Here is an 18,205-nt window from a genome sequence, read left to right on the forward strand (position 1 = left end):
GAGCAAATAGCGAGGCCCAACCATTAACCCTACGATATTAAGACAATTTTCTTTAAGATTTAGCTTATTTAAACGCTTCGACCAGAAAAAAAATAGTTCATAGTTCAATTAAACCCGGTTATTCCTCAGATTCCTTTACTAAAAGATTTTAAAAAACTCATACAGAATGGGTAATACTTACCAGTGATAATCGCTGAAGAAAATTCAAAGTTGAGATTGTAGTTCCCAAAAGCTTCAAGAAAATCGATGATTTGGGCTATCCCTAAATTTCTTGAAGAACAGCCATTATGATTTCTTATTTTCTTACTATTTTCGCACGATGAAGCAAATTATTAACATACAAGTCATAATCCATCATTCCATAACTGGCTTCAATTTGTTGGATTAAACTGTCTCTTTGCTCTTGATCCAGAGAACTTAATTTTCCATCATTAATGCGTTTTAATTTGACAACGACATAGTCACCATTGTCTAAAATCACTCCATCACGGCTTTCTGGGCGTAATAAATTAAATGCCATGTCATTGATTAAGGAATTAGCTTTATCGCTGTCTCTAGAAGCCTTCTCTACAGAGTGCCATTCGAATTGATTACTAGCGATTAATTCCTGCTGTTGCTTATCTTCAACAGGATGAAGCAAACTGCTGCCGATTTCTTTTGCTTTGGCATCTCCATATTGTTTTGCTAGTATTTTTCTAATCTTATCTTGGACTTCGCCCAAGGTTTGTTCTCTAGAGGGTATATGTTTCTTCACTCGTAAAACGACTACAGAATCATTATCAAGCTGTATAGGCTCGCTGTTATTACCTAGTTCCAGTACATCAGTGCTAAATGCTGTATGGATAACTTGTTTATTTTTGGTAATCGATTGCTTGCCACCATCACGAGAAAAAGGCTCGGTATGTTGAATTTTCAGTTTTAAAGTATCTAAAACGGGATCAAGTGAATCAGGTGTTTGATAACTTAAATCTGTTAATTGCTCCAAAGCTTGAGCATACTTAGCCTGAGCCATATCATTTAATAATTGATCCTTAATTATAGGTTCAACCTCTTGCAAAGATTTAGTTGTAACTGGCTTGTAAGCAACCAGCTTAAAAATTTCATAACCATATTTTGTTTGCACTGGTGTAGAAATTTGTCCTGGTTTAGTTAAATTGGAGAGTACTCTGTCATATTCATTTTGCCCCCCTGTAATCCAGGGAAGAATACCCTTATTGGCTATAGATAGCTTGTCATCAGATTTAGAGACAACATATTTATCAAATTGGTCTGGATGCTTTTTTAAATCACTATACACCTCATCAGCCTTTTGCTTAATTGAATCTTGCTCTTCCTTGGTAGCATTTTCTGGAACTGCAAATAAAATATGAGCAACCTGCCATTGAGCAGGAGTTAAGTAATTACTTTTGTTTTCTTCATAATAATTTTTAATTTCTTCAGGTGAAATCTTGATTTGTGATTTGATATCATGCATAGACAAAAGCACATAATCCAGTATAACTTGCTCAGAAGTCATGAATTTTTTATGGTGCTGATCATAATATCTTTTAATATCATCATCTGAAATCTTTGCCTGTTGTTCAAAACGGTCGGATGGCACTGTTAAATAATCATAATCCCTAGTCTGCATGTATAATCTAACAAATCGTTTTATTTCATCTGATAAAGCAAAGGATGTTCCCATAAATGCAAAACGTTGCTGATTAAGCAACATACCCTGTCTTACTTCATTTTGAAAAGTTTCAGGAGTAAATAAAGCTCCACTCAAAGCTTGTTGATAACGTTGTGCCGAAAAATGTCCATCCTCCTGGAATTGAGGAATTTGCACTATTGCTGCATTAGCTTGTTCTGGACTAACCTCAAACCCATATTTTCGTGCTGCCTGAATGCTCACCTCATTCGTTATCATTTGATTCAGTACTTGATTTTGCAGATTTTTTTCATCAGCAGCAGTCATTTGGGGTAAATCTTGCTGAGCTCGAGTGCGCCTGTAGTTCGTTTCAAACGCTTGCATGGTAATTGGTTTATCATTAACTATTACCTTTGCATCGGATATTTGTCGAGATTGAAAATAATAATCAACACCAAAAAGTGTAAAGGTAATAGCAATTAATATAATAACTAACCACGCTACTACACCCTGAATGTGTTCATTTAACTTCTGCAACATGTCCCGAGATCCATTTTGATATTAACAATGCTTGATGAAAAACGATTCTACCATAAGCTGATAAAAAAAACGCGCCTTTCAGCGCGTTTATCTGGCGGAGTGGACGGGGCTCGAACCCGCGACCCCCGGCGTGACAGGCCGGTATTCTGACCAACTGAACTACCACTCCATTTCTTGGTGGGTGCTGTAGGGATCGAACCTACGACCCTCGCCTTGTAAGGGCGATGCTCTCCCAGCTGAGCTAAGCACCCTGAAAACTTAAGCTTGTTGTACCGCTTCTTTCAGGTTTTTACCTGCTTTAAACTTGGCAACCCTTGACGCTTTAATTTGGATTGTTTTTCCAGTCTGTGGGTTTCTGCCAGTACGTGCTGAACGATTACCTGTTGAAAAAGAACCAAAACCAGGTATTACAACTTGATCGCCTTTCTTTAAGACATCAGTTACAGTAGCCATAAAAGTTTCAAGAACTCTGCTTGCGTCAGCTTTGGTCAAACCTGAACCGCTTGCTATAGCATCAACTAATTCACTCTTATTCATCTTTTCCCCTTTACAGTTAATCATCCATATTCCGGAGCTGATTTAAACAGATTCAACTGCTCCAGTCAAGTTCGTACATCCTTGCAGAGCCCGCCACCAGCGGGCTACGTAGAGAAATATACTCTGTATTAATGAGCGTGTAAATCATTATTTTTAATTTTTTTTGATCTTTTATTCAATATAGTACCAGGTTGTATATTTGTTGGCTCTTCCACCCATGGATTGCGTTGCAAAGCCAGCTCCAAAACCTGTTCAATGGTGTTAACAGGATGAATTGCCAGCTTACGTAATACATTATCAGGGATTTCCTCAAGGTCTTTTACATTCTCCTCGGGGATAATGACATGTTTAATTCCACCACGATGAGCAGCCAGCAATTTCTCTTTTAATCCTCCAATCGGCAAAACTTGCCCACGCAGAGTAATTTCACCTGTCATGGCTACATCTGCCTTAACCGGTATTTGAGTTACTATGGAAACCAGAACCGTGCACATTCCTATACCAGCACTTGGACCATCTTTGGGCGTTGCCCCTTCCGGGACATGAACATGAAAATCATGTTTCTCATAAAAATCATCTGGCAAACCCAATGCCTTGGCACGACTTCGAACCACAGTCATAGCCGCATGGATTGATTCTTGCATTACTTCGCCCAATTGACCGGTATGAGTAACCTTACCCTTACCTGGCATTATGGATGCTTCTATAGTCAGAAGCTCACCTCCAACACTAGTCCAAGCCAAACCAGTGACTTGCCCAATTTGATCGTACTGTTCAGCCAATCCATACCGATATTTTTTAACTCCCAAGTACTTGGTAATATTACTCACAGTTATACTGACCGTTTTTCCTTTTTTGCTTTTCTTGCTTGAGAGTATTTCTTTAACAACTTTTCTGCATATGCTCGCTATATCTCTTTCAAGATTACGGACCCCTGCCTCTCGCGTATAATAACGAATGATATCTCTGATGGCTCCCTCGCTGATATGGATTTCTTCACTGGTTAAACCATTTAATAGCATTTGTTTAGGAACCAAATATTTTTCAGCTATACTGACTTTTTCATCCTCGGTGTACCCGGGCAAACGAATCACTTCCATTCTATCAAGTAATGGAGCAGGAATTTCAAGCGAATTTGCTGTTGCAATAAACATGACATCGCTTAAGTCATAGTCCACTTCCAAATAATGATCACTAAAGGTATGGTTTTGTTCCGGATCTAATACTTCCAGTAATGCTGATGCCGGATCACCACGAAAATCCATTGCCATCTTATCCACTTCATCTAACATGATAAGTGGATTTTTAACTCCTGCCTTACATAATTTTTGGATAATCTTACCTGGCATGGAGCCTATATAGGTTCTTCTGTGACCACGAATCTCTGCCTCATCTCTAACTCCACCCAAAGCAATTCGTATGAATGTTCTTCCTGTTGCGTTAGCGATAGATTGCCCAAGAGAGGTTTTACCTACTCCAGGAGGTCCTACTAAACACAAGATTGGGCCTTTCAATCTTTTTACTCGTTGTTGCACTGCAAGATATTCGATGATACGTTCTTTAACCTGCTCCAGACCATGATGTTCCTTATCAAGTAATTTTTCTGCTTTCAATAAATCAAACTGAATTTTGGTTCGCTTCTTCCATGGAACCATTAGCATCCAATCCAGATAATTACGAATAACAGTTGCTTCAGCAGACATTGGGGACATCATTTTTAATTTATGTAATTCTGCTAGTGCTTTCTCTTTGGCTTCTTTCGGCATACCGGCTTTTTTGATTGAATTTTCCAATTGTTCAATCTCATTGCCTTCTTCACCCATCTCACCTAATTCTTTCTGAATAGCCTTGATTTGCTCGTTTAGATAGTACTCTCTTTGACTTTTTTCCATTTGACGTTTGACTCGACCTCTTACACGTTTTTCCACATGCAACAGATCAATTTCGTTTTCAATCGCAGCCATTAATTTTTCAAGTCGAGTTCCAACATCCATAGTTTCAAGCAACTCTTGCTTATCATCTACTTTAAGTGTTAAATGCGCAGCAATTGTATCAGCCAAGCGACCTGGCTCTTCTATGCTTGCTAATGGGGATAAGACCTCTGGCGGAATTTTTTTATTAAGCTTTATATATTGCTCAAATTGCGACATCAAAGATCGCATTAGAATTCCAATTTCTTGCTCTTGTATTGTTGAGCCAACTTCTTCAATGAGTTCAAGTGTAGCTTCAAGGTAACCTTTATCCTGAGTATACTCCTTGACGCTTGCACGCCGTTCACCTTCAACAAGAACTTTTACAGTTCCATCCGGTAACTTTAATAATTGTAAAACACTGGATATTGTTCCTACTTGATAGATGTCTTCTGGACCAGGATCATCATGGGCGGATTTACGCTGAGCAACTAAAAAAATTTGTTTATTATCAATCATCGCCGCTTCAAGGGCTTTAATTGATTTTCCTCGCCCCACAAAGAGAGGTATAACCATATGCGGATAGACGACTACGTCTCTCAATGGTAATACAGGTAAAGCTGAAGATTTCTCAGTCTCATTTGAGATTATTTCATTTTCACTAGACATAATGACCCTTATTCAAAGGAAAAATTCTTGGTTATAGTTTCTTATACTAATACTTATGAGTATACAGTTATTGGTGCTAGTGAACAATTCGTAATATGAGAGTTAATCTATTGGTGTTTAGATGATTAAATTATTTATTTTAAGCTGCAGAAGCAGCTTTTAATGTTTTTATGAATGAAATATAAAATGATTTCTGCAATGATTTAAATTATTGCAGAAATCAAAAGTTTTACCTAATCTTTGCTACCAGACACACTTTTTTTCTCATCCTGTTCATAAATGAGAATCGGTTTAGATAGTCCATTCACTACACTCTCATCAATCACGATCTTATTCACACCTTCCAAGGAAGGTAAGTCATACATGGTGTCTAAAAGGATATTTTCAAGTATTGAGCGCAAACCTCTTGCACCCATTTTTCTTTCGAGGGCTTTTTTGGCAATAGCAATCAAAGCTTCTTCCCTAAACTCAAGTTCAGAACCTTCCATTTTGAAAAGTGATTGAAATTGCTTTGTTAAAGCATTCTTTGGCCTCGTTAATATATCTATCAATGCCGCTTCATCAAGTTCCTGCAAGGTGGTTACTACAGGCAATCGACCTACAAACTCAGGAATTAATCCATATTTAATTAAATCATCTGATTCTAATTGGCCTAAAACTTTTGAAACTTCATCATTACTGTTTTTTTTGCTTTTCAATTGAGCAGAAAAACCTATGCTTGATTTATCGCTTCGTTCACGAATTACTTTGTCCAAACCCGCAAAAGCACCGCCACAGATAAATAAAATATTCGACGTATCTACCTGCAAAAACTCCTGCTGTGGATGCTTTCGCCCACCTTGTGGTGGAACCGATGCAATAGTTCCTTCGATTAATTTCAGTAAAGCTTGTTGAACACCTTCTCCTGATACATCTCTGGTAATAGACGGGTTATCTGATTTGCGTGAAATCTTATCAATTTCATCGATATAGACAATACCTTGCTGCGCTTTATCTACATCATAGTCACACTTCTGCAATAATTTCTGAATGATATTTTCAACGTCTTCACCAACATATCCAGCCTCAGTAAGGGTCGTGGCATCAGCCATAGCAAAAGGCACATTAAGAATTCGCGCTAAAGTTTGAGCTAAAAGAGTCTTACCACTGCCAGTAGGTCCTATAAGTAGGATATTACTTTTACCAAGCTCAACACCATCCTCACTTTTATGCTGTAATCTTTTGTAGTGATTATATACCGCTACCGATAGTACCTTTTTAGCATGTTGTTGCCCTATTACGTATTCATCGAGAAAATTAGATATTTCTTTTGGCGTCGGTAGACGTGTCTCAGCTTCTTCATGAGTATCATGTGTTTCTTCTCGAATAATATCATTACAAAGTTCTACACATTCATCACATACAAACACAGAAGGTCCAGCAATTAACTTTTTTACCTCATGTTGACTCTTACCACAAAAAGAGCAATATAAGACCTTATCACCATTTCCGTTACCGGATTTACTCATAACCAAACCCCTTCTTACAGCTATTACTATTTAATAGTAATTACATGTAAAATTTTAGACAATCAGATAATATTGCGCCACTACATTACTATCAAACCAACTTATATTATACTCAGATAAACTAAGAGTATCTAGCCAAGCTATAAGTCTGTAGAATGTCCCGCAACTTGTCTGTCATAGAGAACTTTATCAATTAGACCATACTCCATAGCCTGAGTAGCGCTCATAAAGTTATCTCTTTCAGTATCACGCATGATTTGATCAGGTGTTTTTTTAGTGTGTTTAGCCATAATATTATTCAAACGCTCCCTTACTGCCAACGTCTCTCGAGCATGAATTTCTATATCTGTTGCTTGACCTCTATAACCACCTAGAGGCTGATGTATCATAACTCTTGAGTTAGGTAAGCAAAAACGTTTGCCTTCAGCACCAGCACAAAGCAGCAAGGCAGCAGCACTTGCTGCCTGACCTATGCATAAAGTACTTACATCTGGCTTAATAAATTGCATGGTGTCGTAGATAGCAAGACCTGCAGTAACGACTCCACCGGGAGAATTAATATATAGAGATATATCTTTCTCTGGATTTTCAGACTCCAGAAACAACAACTGAGCCACAACCAAGTTGGCCATATGATCTTCTACTTCACCCAAAAGAAAAATAATCCTTTCTTTTAATAATCTTGAGTAAATATCATAGGAACGCTCACCTCGCGAGGTTTGCTCAATTACCATTGGTATTAAACCGCTTGCATTGCGGATAATATTATCTGAATAGCCCGGCATGCTTACTCTCCTTTTTTCTCAGTGCCCTTTTTGGGATTCATCACTGAATCATAATCCATATTTTTATATTTAAGTTTCGCATCTTCTGCTATTTTATCAGCAACCATATCTTCCATAACTAATGCTTCAACTTCAGCCATATGTTCTTTGCTGCTTTGATACCACGCGCGAAGCTCATCGGGACTTTCGTAAGCACTGGCAAATTTATCAATCATAGCATTTACTTTGTCATTATCTGCAACAATTTCGTGTTTTTTTACATACTCAGCAAAAAGCAAGCCCAAGTGTACACGTCGCTTGGCTTGTTCTTCAAATAGCTCCCTTGGAAAATCAGGAATTTTTTCATCATCTTTATGTTCGTGACCAAACAAGCGATGATACATATCATGTTTTAAATGCTCAATTTCTTTATCTATCAAAGCAAGTGGTAGCTCAACATTATTTACAGACATTAATGCATCAAACAATTTCTCTCTGTTCATCATACTGACACGGCGTTCCAGTTCACGCGCCATATTTTCCCTGATGTCTTTTTTAAGAGACTCAATGCCACCTTCTTTAATATTAAATTTCTCTGCGAACGCATCATCCAAAGCTGGCAATTTGCCTTCCATAACCTTCTTGATAGTGATCTTGAATGTTGCTTCCTTCCCAGCTAAATCTTTATGACCATAATCTTCTGGAAAATTAACTTTTATATCGAACGGTTTGTCAATTTTTCCACCGACAACCCCATCTTCAAACCCAGGAATCATCGATCCGGAACCAATTACAAGCTCATACCCCTCAGCACTGCCACCTTCGAATGGCTTGTCATCCAAAAATCCCTGGAAATCGATAACAACCTTATCACCATTTTTAACTGCATGAGTTACTTCATGCCATTCTTTGTTTTGTTCACGCAACTTTTCAATCATGCTGTCAACATCTTTATCAGTGATTTCAGATCGAATTAACTCCACTTGAGCCTGATTCAGTTCAACCACTTCAAAAACAGGCATAACTTCAAATACGGCAGTGTATTTAAAATCCTTACCAGGCTCCATTTCTAAAGGCTCAACATGAGGATAACCTGCAGGCACCAATTCGTTTTTTTGTAAGGCTTCATATAAGGTAGATTGTACCATTTCCCGGGCAACTTCTTCACGCACGCTATCAGAGAAACGGCTTTTTACAACATTAAATGGAACTTTACCGGGACGAAAACCATCTATTTTCACTTTGCGAGCAAGATTTCTGAGACGCAAGCTCACTTCTTCCTCAACTTTCTCTGTAGGCACAGAAACTGTAACCTTACGCTCCAAACCTTTTAGGGTCTCAACAGAAACTTGCATTAATTCACCTCTCGGAAGTTATCATGAAATGGTGCGAAAGGAGAGACTCGAACTCTCACGGGTCGCCCCGCTGGAACCTAAATCCAGTGCGTCTACCAATTCCGCCACTTTCGCAATCAGGTTGGATTATCAATCAGTAATTCAGTCTTGTAAAGACTCAGATGGAATCTTTAGCGGTAGACTCAAAATTAAATTTGTTACAAATGGGGTGAACGATGGGACTCGAACCCACGACAACCGGGATCACAACCCGGGGCTCTACCAACTGAGCTACGCTCACCAAAATTTTTTAACAGGGCTTACGAAACCTGCCAATCTACACGTTGATAAATTTCCAATATAACCATTTGAGAAAAATATGTTTATTGAAAATTTTACGGATCTGGAGGGTTTCGTAAGCCCTGTTCCAGCTATAATACTGCAAAAGCAAGGCGGCTGGCGCGCCCGGCAGGATTCGAACCTGCTACCCTCGGCTTAGAAGGCCGATGCTCTATCCAGATGAGCTACGGGCGCTTAAATGGTCGGGGAGGAGGGATTTGAACCCCCGACATCCTGCTCCCAAAGCAGGCGCGCTACCAGACTGCGCTACACCCCGATACCCGTCCCAAGGACAGAGCGCAGATAATACTAGGTGCTATCACGAAGGTCAATATCCTTTAGCATTTAATTTTAATTTTTAATTTGCGCAGAGTTTTACTCTCAATTTTTTTCATACTTTTATTAAATTTATTGCTCTTTAATAAGCGCTTACTTAGCTGTCTCAGTGTTATTAAATTATAAGTTAATACAACGCATGTACACTACCAACCCCCATGACTAAAATCAGCAATTAGGTTAGCATAGTGAATTATCAGCAGATGAGTTATGACCATGAAAGCAAAACTATTACCCTTGTTTGATAATCTTAATCACATCCATAAAAATCATGAGAATGTGATATTACCTGATACTCGATTTCTCAATGATTTCAATTATTGTTTAAGTTTTTTAAAGAGCTACGTAGGGAGCGAAGGCACATTCAACAGTTACAGAAGAGAAACAGAACGTTTATTACAATGGTCATGGCTTATCAAAAATTCTACAATTGATTCATTAAGACGGGATGATATTGAGCAATACATCCACTTCTGTCAAAACCCGCCTAAAACATGGATTGGTCTAAAAAAAGTTCCCCGATTTATTGAAAAAAATGGCAAACGCTCACCCAATGAGGAATGGCGACCTTTTGTAGTCACACTAAGTAAAGTATCCAGAAAAAATGGTCATACTGCATCAATAGATCAATTCAAGTTATCTCAGGGTGCCGTGCAAGAAATATTCGCCATTTTAAGTACGCTCTTCAATTTTTTAATTGCTGAAGAATATCTGGTTTCCAATCCCGTCGCACTCATTAGGCAAAAAAGCAAATTTATTCGCAAAAGGCAACACAATGCACCGGTTAGACGGTTAAGCCTGGTACAATGGGAAACTGTCCTGCGAGCAGCTGAAATTTTAGCTGAGGATTCCCCTGAAAAACATGAGCGCACTCGTTTTATTTTAAGCCTTTTGTTTGGCATGTATCTTCGTATCTCAGAACTTGCTGCCAGTGACAGATGGGTACCCAGTATGAATGATTTTGCCAAAGACAGTAATGGTCATTGGTGGTTTACAACCGTTGGAAAAGGAAATAAGGAACGACAAATTGCAGTAAGTGATGCCATGTTGGAAAGCCTTACCCGCTGGCGTACATTTCTTGGACTTACTCCTCTTCCATCGCCAGCTGATAATTCGCCTTTACTTCCCAAACTGCGTGGTCATGGCCCAATGAGTGATACAGCCCCTATTAGACGTATTGTTCAACGCTGCTTTGACTTGGCAGAGGAACAACTTCGAATAAATGGCTTATCAGAGGAAGCTGATAATCTTTCCGCTGCCACTGTGCATTGGCTGAGACATACAGGAATATCTGAAGATGTAAAAATCAGACCCAGGGAGCATGTACGAGATGACGCAGGTCACAGTTCAAGTGCTACAACTGACCGGTATATTGATATAGAAAAACAAGCACGTTATCAATCAGCTCGAAAGAAAATAATTCAGCCTAGTGAATAATTTTTTTAAGAAAATCAGCTTGTAAGAAATTGCAAATACTTGACTCGCCTATCAGGGCAAAATCATATTTTAGTTATAATGCATAATTTAGCCATTACCGCGCAGGCGGTAATCTATCCTGCAAGATACGACAGAGTTTACTACTGGAATGGATTCCCGCCTGCGCGAGAATGATAAAAATATGCTCAAATTAATATAGTATTATAGCTTATAACTGACTCAAATTAGTATGATCTCTACCTGACTCACTTATATGAACAATAGGAAGCTGCGGCTAATTTATGATAAAATGCCGAATTAGTTCAAGCTTTACGGTCTAACATGCTTACATTGCGTCAAATCACCTTATCCAGAGGAGATAAAATTTTACTCGATAAGGTCAATGTCAGTCTTTATGAAAAGCAAAAAATTGGCCTTATTGGCCATAACGGTTGTGGGAAATCGACATTATTTGATTTTCTTTTAGGCCAATTGTCTCCCGATACTGGCGAGTATCTCATTAATCCACAACTTAGTATTAGTCATTTGTCTCAACAAATACCTGATAGCAATGAAAAAGCATTGGATTTTGTTCTTGCTGGTGATCAACAATATATTAAATTGCTAAAGCGTCTTTCAGAAGCTGAAAGAAAAGGCGATGATGCCGAAGTCTTGCAATGTCACGAAGAACTTTCTCATACAGGTGGTTACAGTAAGCCAGCGCAAGCAGCTGTTATTATGTCTGGCTTGGGATTTAATGGAAATCAGCAGCAAGAACCAGTTAACGGCTTCTCTGGCGGTTGGAGAATGCGCTTAAATCTTGCTCGCTGCTTAATGAAGCCTGCTGATCTTCTTTTGCTGGATGAGCCCACTAACCATTTGGATATGGAAGCTATTTTCTGGCTGGAACGCTATTTAAAACAAAGTCCAAGTACCATTATTCTTATTTCACACGATAGAGAATTTCTTGACGCATTTGTTACTCACATCTTGCATATAGAAAATCGAAATCTGACTCTTTATTCAGGAAACTATAGCAGTTTTGAAAAAACGCATGCGCAGCAATTAGCATTACAACAAGCAATGCATGAAAAGCAACAACACAAAATAAAACATATGATGGCTTTTGTAACTCGCTTTAAAGCGAAAGCAACCAAAGCCAAGCAAGCTCAAAGCCGAATTAAAGCCATAGAAAAAATGGAAATAATTGCAGCAGCTCAAGCTGATTCCCCTTTTTCTTTTGATTTTTTCCCCTGCCCTCGTGCAGGAAACCCCTTAATTCAATGCAATCAAGTCGATGCAGGCTATATCACTCAATCTCCTGTTTTAAAAAAAATCAAACTTTCTCTTAATCCAGGAGATAGAATTGCTCTCCTGGGACCTAATGGTGAGGGGAAATCAACCTTAATTAAAACACTTACAACCGATTTACCCGTATTAAGTGGAGACATCCATCGCTCCCCTCATTTGCAAATTGGGTACTACGCTCAGCATCAACTTGAGCAATTAGACTGTAAGTTAAGTCCAGTAGAAACACTGCAAACCCTCTCACCAGAGGCAAGAGAACAAACCATACGGGATTTTTTAGGTGGATTTAATTTCAGAGGGGATATGGCGGTACAGCCCATTCACTACTTTTCAGGTGGTGAAAAAGCTCGTCTGGCATTAGCGAGACTGGTTTGGTTAAAGCCAAATCTTCTTCTACTGGATGAGCCAACAAACCATTTGGATCTTGGAATGCGGGCAGCAATTGAATTAGCACTGCAAACTTATGAGGGTGCTTTAATTTTGATTTCGCATGACCGCCATTTGTTAAAATCAAGTGTTGATAATTTTTATCTCATTTATCAAGGCAAGGTACAACCATTTGAAGGGGATCTTGATGATTATTATCTGTGGCTGCAAACCAGAAATTCAGAAAAAGAATCCAAATTACCAGCTTCTACAAATGAATATAAAGAAAGAAAAAGCTATCAAAACAAATTAAAAAAACTGGAGCAACTCATTGAACTCTACCAGAATCAACTGCACCATCTTGATAAGCAGTTAGCTGATGTTTCTCTGTATGAAGATGCAAACCAGAAAAATAAATTGGATAATCTGTTAAAGGAACGAGATATTGCTCATTGTTCTTTATTGAAGACAGAAGAAGAATGGTTAGAAATATGTCATGCTCTGGAAAACCTGGAGTAAAACAGCGATATGTTAGCTGTGAACTTCAAAAAGAGTTGTTGATCAATGCCACTTAACCTTGCAACTGTTCCAGCATGGCTTTTGCTGCCAACTGCTCTGCTTTTCTTCTATTAGGACCTGTACCATAAGCTACCTGAGTCACCCCCTCAATTGTGCACGTTACATAGAAGGTTTGATCATGCTCATCACCCTCAATCTTGGTTAAAACGTATTCAGGCAAGGCAAATTTTGATGCTTGCAAAAACTCCTGTAATTGAGTTTTTGCATCCTTTAAGCAATGATTCAAATCTGGATCATCCAGCCGCGAACTATAAAGCCTTAAAATAATCTGTTTGGCAGCAGTCATTCCTCCATCCAAATAAATGGCTGCCAATACAGCCTCGAGTGCATCTGCTAATATAGAAGTACGCCGAAATCCACCACTCCTTAACTCTCCTTGTCCAAGAAAAAGATAATCACCCAAATCTATTTCTCTGGCTATTTCCGCCAGCATTTCACCTTTAACAAGAAAAGAGCGTAAGCGACTTAATTGTCCTTCACTATAAAGTGGAAAACGACTAAATAATTCATTGGCAATAATAAAACTTAATATCGAATCACCAAGAAACTCAAAGCGCTCATAATTATCGCTACCAGCACTGCAATGCGTCAAAGCCTGCTTCAAATAGGCCATGTTATTAAAATGATAGTTTAAACGTCTACACAATCTTTCTAAATTAATTTTCACTACCTGTTATTACCTCAAAATTATCTTCAAAATTAAATAATAAGCTCATGTTATAAACCAAAGGCTTGGTGACTTGATATTTTAACTTAATTTTAAATTTATTGGGGCCTGAAGGAGTAATAACCAACTCTCCTGGTTTTAAGTCCTCTATCCCATTGATATCTAATCGTTTAGTCACACTTTCCCTTAAAGTTGCAACGTCAGTCAAAGGATCTCCCGACAAAGAAGAAACAGGTGTTGAATTCAATGATTTGATTGAATGTATAATTGAATAATGTTGAATATAAACTGGCGCTGCTCGCATAACAAGGACACCAGCCATTATCACCACAACAGCAGTAAACAGCATACCAATTAATGTCATTCCCTGTTGTTTTCTCATGTCTTATTCCCTCAATGAATTAACCTGCCTATCCTTGACCATCGTACGTTATCTGTCTTCCCATTCCAACTCATCCAGACCAGAAAAGCTCTTCCTCTTAAATAGCTATCAGGCACAAACCCCCAGAATCGGCTATCGGCGCTATCATCCCGATTATCCCCCATCATAAAGTAATTCCCCTCAGGAACGACTATATCAAAATCTACGGCCGGCGCATCAGGTCTGATAAATATATCGTGAACCACACCATTTAAATCTTCTTTATACTTTGTCACAGCCTTGCCAGAACTTTCATCGGTAGTATACTCAACAAAGGTCTGTTTCACCTCTTTGCCATTAATAGTTAGTTTTTTATCATGATATGAAACTCTATCGCCAGGCACTCCAATAACTCTTTTAATATAGTCATAAGATGGTTCTGGGGGCCAGCGAAAAACTGCGATTTCCCCTGTTTTGGGATTAGCAATTGGAACTACTTTTTTCTCCCATACAGGAAGTCTCAGGCCATATGCAAATTTATTAACTGCTACAAAATCACCAACCAGCAAAGTAGGCTCAAGTGAGCCCGAAGGAATACGAAAAGGTTCAACTAAAAAAGAACGCAACAGCAGAACAATAAAAAATACAGGAAAAAATGAACGAGAATACTCAATAATTCGACCTGGCTTTTGTTCGGGTTGACGCTTTTTAGACCAAACCAACCAGTCTAATAATGCAATCAAACCAGATATAGCCGATAAGATAACTAATATTAAAGCAAAATTCATAAATTCAATATCCCCAATTTTAAGCAAAAGACAATTTAATCACGATTTGACTTATGTCCAGATGCTAATGAAAAGGTCAACAACTCATCATTAGTAAACTAGTGTCTCTACTTTTTTTTATCTGTTTGAAACACAGCCATAAATGCTTCCTGAGGTATTTCTACATGCCCCACTTGTTTCATTCTTTTCTTACCCGCCTTTTGTTTTTCCAGCAACTTTCGCTTACGCGTCACATCACCACCATAACACTTCGCTGTAACGTTTTTCCGCAATGCTTTCACTGTTTGTCTGGCAATAATATGGCTTCCTATGGCAGCCTGAATAGCCACATCAAACATCTGTCTTGGAATAAGCTGTTGCATCTTCTCCGCGATTAATTTTCCGCGACTATGGGCAGAATCTCTATGAACAATCACAGCAAGAGCATCTACACGCTCACTATTGATTAATATATCCATCTTGACCAAATCAGCAATCTGGAATCTTTGGAAGTTATAATCCAAAGAAGCATAACCTCGACTCACTGATTTTAATCTGTCAAAAAAATCAGATACCACTTCACTCATAGGTATGTCATAAACAACCGAAACATGACGGCCACTATAAGTCATGCTGACTTGAACACCACGTCTTTCAACACATAAGGTAATGATAGGTCCCAAATAATCTTGTGGCACTAAAATATTTGCTCTGACAATTGGCTCATACATCTCCTTTATTTGCGGAGTCGGAGGCAAATGTGAAGGGTTATCAATTAATAAAGTTTCACCTTTCTGAGTTACAATCTGATAAACAACAGTAGGTGCCGTAGAAATCAAATCAAGGTTATATTCTCTTTCCAATCGCTCCTGAATGATTTCCATATGCAACATGCCTAAAAATCCGCAGCGAAAACCAAATCCCAGAGCCTCAGAAGATTCTGGTTCATAAAATAAAGAAGCATCATTTAAACTCAATTTAGCCAACGCCTCTCTAAATGCCTCAAAATCATCAGAACTGACTGGAAACAAACCGGCATAAACTTGGGGCTTAACACGTTGAAATCCTGGAAGTACTTTATCGGCCGGATTTTTATCCAAAGTTAAAGTATCGCCAACCGGAGCACCCTGAATTTCCTTTATTCCTGCAACGACATAACCCACTTCACCTGCATACAAAGCATCCAGTTTTGTGCGTTTGGGGGTAAAAATACCCACTTGATCCACTTCATAAGCTCTGCCTGTGGACATCACCCGCATCTTATCCCCTTTGCGTATAGCGCCATTAACAATACGGACCAGTGAGACGACTCCAAGATAGCTATCAAACCAGGAATCAATAATAAGTGCCTGTAATGGAGCATGAACATCTCCTTTCGGAGGAGGTATATCCGCTACCAACGCCTCTAAAACATCATTAACACCCAAGCCGCTTTTAGCACTCACTCTAATAGCGTTTTGGGCATCAAGGCCAATAATATCTTCAATCTCGGAAATAACTCGTTCAGGTTCTGCCTGCGGTAAATCAATTTTGTTCAGTACTGGCAATACAGTAAGAGATTGGTCAATTGCTGTATAACAAACTGCTAAAGTTTGTGCTTCTACTCCCTGCGCCGCATCAACAACCAAGATAGCGCCTTCACAAGCGGCAAGGGAGCGAGATACCTCGTAGCTAAAATCAACATGCCCTGGCGTATCGATAAAATTCAATAAATATGTCTTTCCATCTTTGGCTGTATAATTCAAAGAAACGCATTGCGCTTTGATGGTAATACCTCGCTCACGCTCGATATCCATTGAATCAAGAACTTGCGAGCTCATTTCACGCTCACTCAATCCGCCACAAATTTGGATAAATCGATCAGCCAATGTAGACTTACCATGATCAATATGGGCAATTATTGAAAAATTTCGAATTCGGTTTAAATCTTTCAACTGTTCTAACCTTCTTGTAAATAGCATAAGTCTATCTTAAATGTTAACGTGCAGAAAGTAGGCAAAGCAAATTCAGTCATTTTTATATTCTTAAAAGAAAGAAAATTTACTCTTCGTTTATCAATTCCATAAACTGTACCAAAGATGGATAGCGGGCAAAAATTTGCTATGAACCTTTATTTTTACTAAAATTTGTGCTTTGCAACGATACAGGGTACATGATGCGACAAACCATCTGGCTAGGTTTTATTACACTCTTTTTTTTATCTTTCTCTACTTATTCCGACACAACATTTACAAAACGTAAAGATGTACAATCCTTTATTAACATGATGGTAAAGGATTATCACTTTAATCGTAATCAATTAACCGCAGTGATGAACCAAGTCAAACTTCAACCTCAAGTCATCGAGTCTATGGAAAAACCGTATGAAAAGAAAAATTGGGATGTGTACCGAGAACTATTTCTTACTCAGAAAAGATTAAAAAGCGGATTACAATTTTGGGCAGAAAATCAAAAAACATTGGAAAAAGTTCAGAGAAGATATGGCGTGTCCCCCGAGATCATTATAGCTATTTTGGGGGTTGAGACCTTATATGGTGAACGCCAGGGTGAATACAGAGTCTTGGATACTCTAGCTACACTGGCTTTTAACTACCCAAAACGATCTCCATTCTTTACCAAAGAATTAAAGGAATTTTTCCTTCTGTGTCGAGAACAGCGCGTATCTCCTACTCAATACAAAGGATCTTATGCAGGAGCTATAGGAAAACCTCAATTTATGCCAAGCAGTTATCGATATTACGCTGTCGATTTTAACAACAATGGTCGACGGGATTTGGTCAATGACAATGCCGACTCTATTGCCAGCATCGCCAATTATTTACATAAGCATGGCTGGAAATTAAATCAAGGTATCGCTCAACCTGCTAAAATCTCCGGATGGCGATACAAACAACTTCGTATGAACCCTAAAACCGCAAATTACCGATACTCTCAGCTTATAAGTTATGGAGTAAAACCAATAACAGCCTCACAAAATCATCCCCCACGTGCAGGAGTCATCGAGTTAGTTACACGCAAGGGAAAAGAATACTGGATTGCCTACGCTAATTTTTTTGTAATTACTCGCTACAATTCGAGCCCTCAATATGCTTTGGCGGTCTATTTGTTATCTCAACAATTGAAGCAACATTGGTATACCAATGCTGCAAAAAGACATAGAGCCTATGTTTAAGG

Annotated in this window: 13 protein-coding genes and 6 tRNA genes; 3 read left to right on the top strand and 16 right to left on the bottom strand. The window is 38.6% G+C overall.

All coding sequences use genetic code 11. From position 1 onward, the window contains the following. Window positions 1-295 precede the first annotated feature (295 nt). The 12 genes from EL201_RS09495 to EL201_RS09550 all read right to left on the bottom strand — a co-directional run bounded on the left by EL201_RS09495 (window position 296) and on the right by EL201_RS09550 (window position 9,508). Window positions 296-2,170: a SurA N-terminal domain-containing protein gene (locus EL201_RS09495; protein ID WP_027222040.1), complete on the bottom strand. Its 1,875-nt coding sequence runs from the start codon at window positions 2,168-2,170 to the stop codon at window positions 296-298. Window positions 2,171-2,262: 92 nt separating this feature from the next. Further along, a tRNA-Asp gene (locus tag EL201_RS09500) sits at window positions 2,263-2,339 on the bottom strand. Window positions 2,340-2,345: 6 nt separating this feature from the next. Further along, window positions 2,346-2,421 (bottom strand) — tRNA-Val (locus tag EL201_RS09505). Between the two features lie 7 nt (window positions 2,422-2,428). Next, window positions 2,429-2,707 (bottom strand): HU family DNA-binding protein, encoded by a 279-nt coding sequence (locus EL201_RS09510; protein ID WP_011214112.1) that lies wholly within the window; start codon window positions 2,705-2,707, stop codon window positions 2,429-2,431. A gap of 128 nt (window positions 2,708-2,835) precedes the next feature. Further along, window positions 2,836-5,286 carry an endopeptidase La gene (gene lon / locus EL201_RS09515; protein ID WP_027222041.1) on the bottom strand — a complete coding sequence of 817 codons (2,451 nt, stop codon included), beginning with the start codon at window positions 5,284-5,286 and terminating at the stop codon, window positions 2,836-2,838. A 233-nt stretch (window positions 5,287-5,519) separates the two neighbouring features. Then, window positions 5,520-6,794: an ATP-dependent Clp protease ATP-binding subunit ClpX gene (gene clpX, locus EL201_RS09520; RefSeq protein ID WP_027222042.1), complete on the bottom strand. Its 1,275-nt coding sequence runs from the start codon at window positions 6,792-6,794 to the stop codon at window positions 5,520-5,522. Window positions 6,795-6,934: 140 nt separating this feature from the next. After that, entirely contained in the window at window positions 6,935-7,579 is a 645-nt protein-coding gene (gene clpP, locus EL201_RS09525) for an ATP-dependent Clp endopeptidase proteolytic subunit ClpP (protein ID WP_010947585.1), read from the bottom strand. A 2-nt stretch (window positions 7,580-7,581) separates the two neighbouring features. Beyond that, on the bottom strand, window positions 7,582-8,913 hold the full coding sequence (gene tig / locus EL201_RS09530) for a trigger factor (protein ID WP_027222043.1): 1,332 nt from the start codon (window positions 8,911-8,913) through the stop codon (window positions 7,582-7,584). Window positions 8,914-8,942: 29 nt separating this feature from the next. After that, window positions 8,943-9,027, bottom strand: a tRNA-Leu gene (locus tag EL201_RS09535). A 90-nt stretch (window positions 9,028-9,117) separates the two neighbouring features. Further along, window positions 9,118-9,193 (bottom strand) — tRNA-His (locus tag EL201_RS09540). Window positions 9,194-9,349: 156 nt separating this feature from the next. Beyond that, a tRNA-Arg gene (locus tag EL201_RS09545) sits at window positions 9,350-9,426 on the bottom strand. A 5-nt stretch (window positions 9,427-9,431) separates the two neighbouring features. After that, window positions 9,432-9,508, bottom strand: a tRNA-Pro gene (locus EL201_RS09550). Window positions 9,509-9,777: 269 nt separating this feature from the next. Between EL201_RS09550 and EL201_RS09555 the strand changes: the two genes are divergently transcribed. Both EL201_RS09555 and abc-f read left to right on the top strand, forming a co-directional pair. Next, window positions 9,778-11,004 carry a tyrosine-type recombinase/integrase gene (locus EL201_RS09555; RefSeq protein ID WP_027222044.1) on the top strand — a complete coding sequence of 409 codons (1,227 nt, stop codon included), beginning with the start codon at window positions 9,778-9,780 and terminating at the stop codon, window positions 11,002-11,004. Between the two features lie 321 nt (window positions 11,005-11,325). After that, window positions 11,326-13,176, top strand: coding sequence for a ribosomal protection-like ABC-F family protein (gene abc-f, locus EL201_RS09560; RefSeq protein ID WP_027222045.1), 1,851 nt, complete (start codon window positions 11,326-11,328; stop codon window positions 13,174-13,176). 52 nt (window positions 13,177-13,228) lie between these two features. Here abc-f and rnc read toward each other — a convergent pair whose 3' ends face one another. The 4 genes from rnc to lepA form a co-directional block, all read right to left on the bottom strand. Continuing rightward, the gene (rnc, locus tag EL201_RS09565) at window positions 13,229-13,903 is read right to left on the bottom strand and encodes a ribonuclease III (RefSeq protein ID WP_027222046.1); all 675 of its coding nucleotides are present in this window, start codon (window positions 13,901-13,903) and stop codon (window positions 13,229-13,231) included. Next, on the bottom strand, window positions 13,893-14,285 hold the full coding sequence (locus tag EL201_RS09570; protein WP_027222047.1) for a DUF4845 domain-containing protein: 393 nt from the start codon (window positions 14,283-14,285) through the stop codon (window positions 13,893-13,895). Before EL201_RS09570 ends, rnc begins: the two co-directional genes overlap by 11 nt. An 11-nt stretch (window positions 14,286-14,296) precedes the next feature. Next, complete coding sequence (gene lepB, locus EL201_RS09575; protein ID WP_027222048.1) at window positions 14,297-15,052, bottom strand: signal peptidase I; 756 nt, start codon at window positions 15,050-15,052, stop codon at window positions 14,297-14,299. Between the two features lie 107 nt (window positions 15,053-15,159). Beyond that, complete coding sequence (lepA, locus tag EL201_RS09580) at window positions 15,160-16,992, bottom strand: translation elongation factor 4 (protein ID WP_027222049.1); 1,833 nt, start codon at window positions 16,990-16,992, stop codon at window positions 15,160-15,162. 194 nt (window positions 16,993-17,186) lie between these two features. Here lepA and mltB point away from each other — a divergent pair, with 194 nt between their 5' ends. Next, entirely contained in the window at window positions 17,187-18,203 is a 1,017-nt protein-coding gene (gene mltB / locus EL201_RS09585; RefSeq protein ID WP_027222050.1) for a lytic murein transglycosylase B, read from the top strand. The last annotated feature ends 2 nt before the right edge of the window (window positions 18,204-18,205 follow it).

The sequence above is a fragment of the Legionella pneumophila subsp. pascullei genome, assembly GCF_900637585.1.
GTDB lineage: Bacteria > Pseudomonadota > Gammaproteobacteria > Legionellales > Legionellaceae > Legionella > Legionella pascullei.

Bases quoted from the DNA above. Each gene is read 5' to 3' on its own strand.
- EL201_RS09570 (WP_027222047.1), bottom strand. From the start codon at position 14,285: ATGAGAAAACAACAGGGAATGACATTAATTGGTATGCTGTTTACTGCT.
- EL201_RS09510 (WP_011214112.1), bottom strand. From the start codon at position 2,707: ATGAATAAGAGTGAATTAGTTGATGCTATAGCAAGCGGTTCAGGTTTG.
- EL201_RS09495 (WP_027222040.1), bottom strand. From the start codon at position 2,170: ATGTTGCAGAAGTTAAATGAACACATTCAGGGTGTAGTAGCGTGGTTA.
- lepA (WP_027222049.1), bottom strand. From the start codon at position 16,992: ATGCTATTTACAAGAAGGTTAGAACAGTTGAAAGATTTAAACCGAATT.
- lepB (WP_027222048.1), bottom strand. From the start codon at position 15,052: ATGAATTTTGCTTTAATATTAGTTATCTTATCGGCTATATCTGGTTTG.
- clpX (WP_027222042.1), bottom strand. From the start codon at position 6,794: ATGAGTAAATCCGGTAACGGAAATGGTGATAAGGTCTTATATTGCTCT.
- EL201_RS09555 (WP_027222044.1), top strand. From the start codon at position 9,778: ATGACCATGAAAGCAAAACTATTACCCTTGTTTGATAATCTTAATCAC.
- mltB (WP_027222050.1), top strand. From the start codon at position 17,187: ATGCGACAAACCATCTGGCTAGGTTTTATTACACTCTTTTTTTTATCT.
- tig (WP_027222043.1), bottom strand. From the start codon at position 8,913: ATGCAAGTTTCTGTTGAGACCCTAAAAGGTTTGGAGCGTAAGGTTACA.
- abc-f (WP_027222045.1), top strand. From the start codon at position 11,326: ATGCTTACATTGCGTCAAATCACCTTATCCAGAGGAGATAAAATTTTA.
- clpP (WP_010947585.1), bottom strand. From the start codon at position 7,579: ATGCCGGGCTATTCAGATAATATTATCCGCAATGCAAGCGGTTTAATA.
- lon (WP_027222041.1), bottom strand. From the start codon at position 5,286: ATGTCTAGTGAAAATGAAATAATCTCAAATGAGACTGAGAAATCTTCA.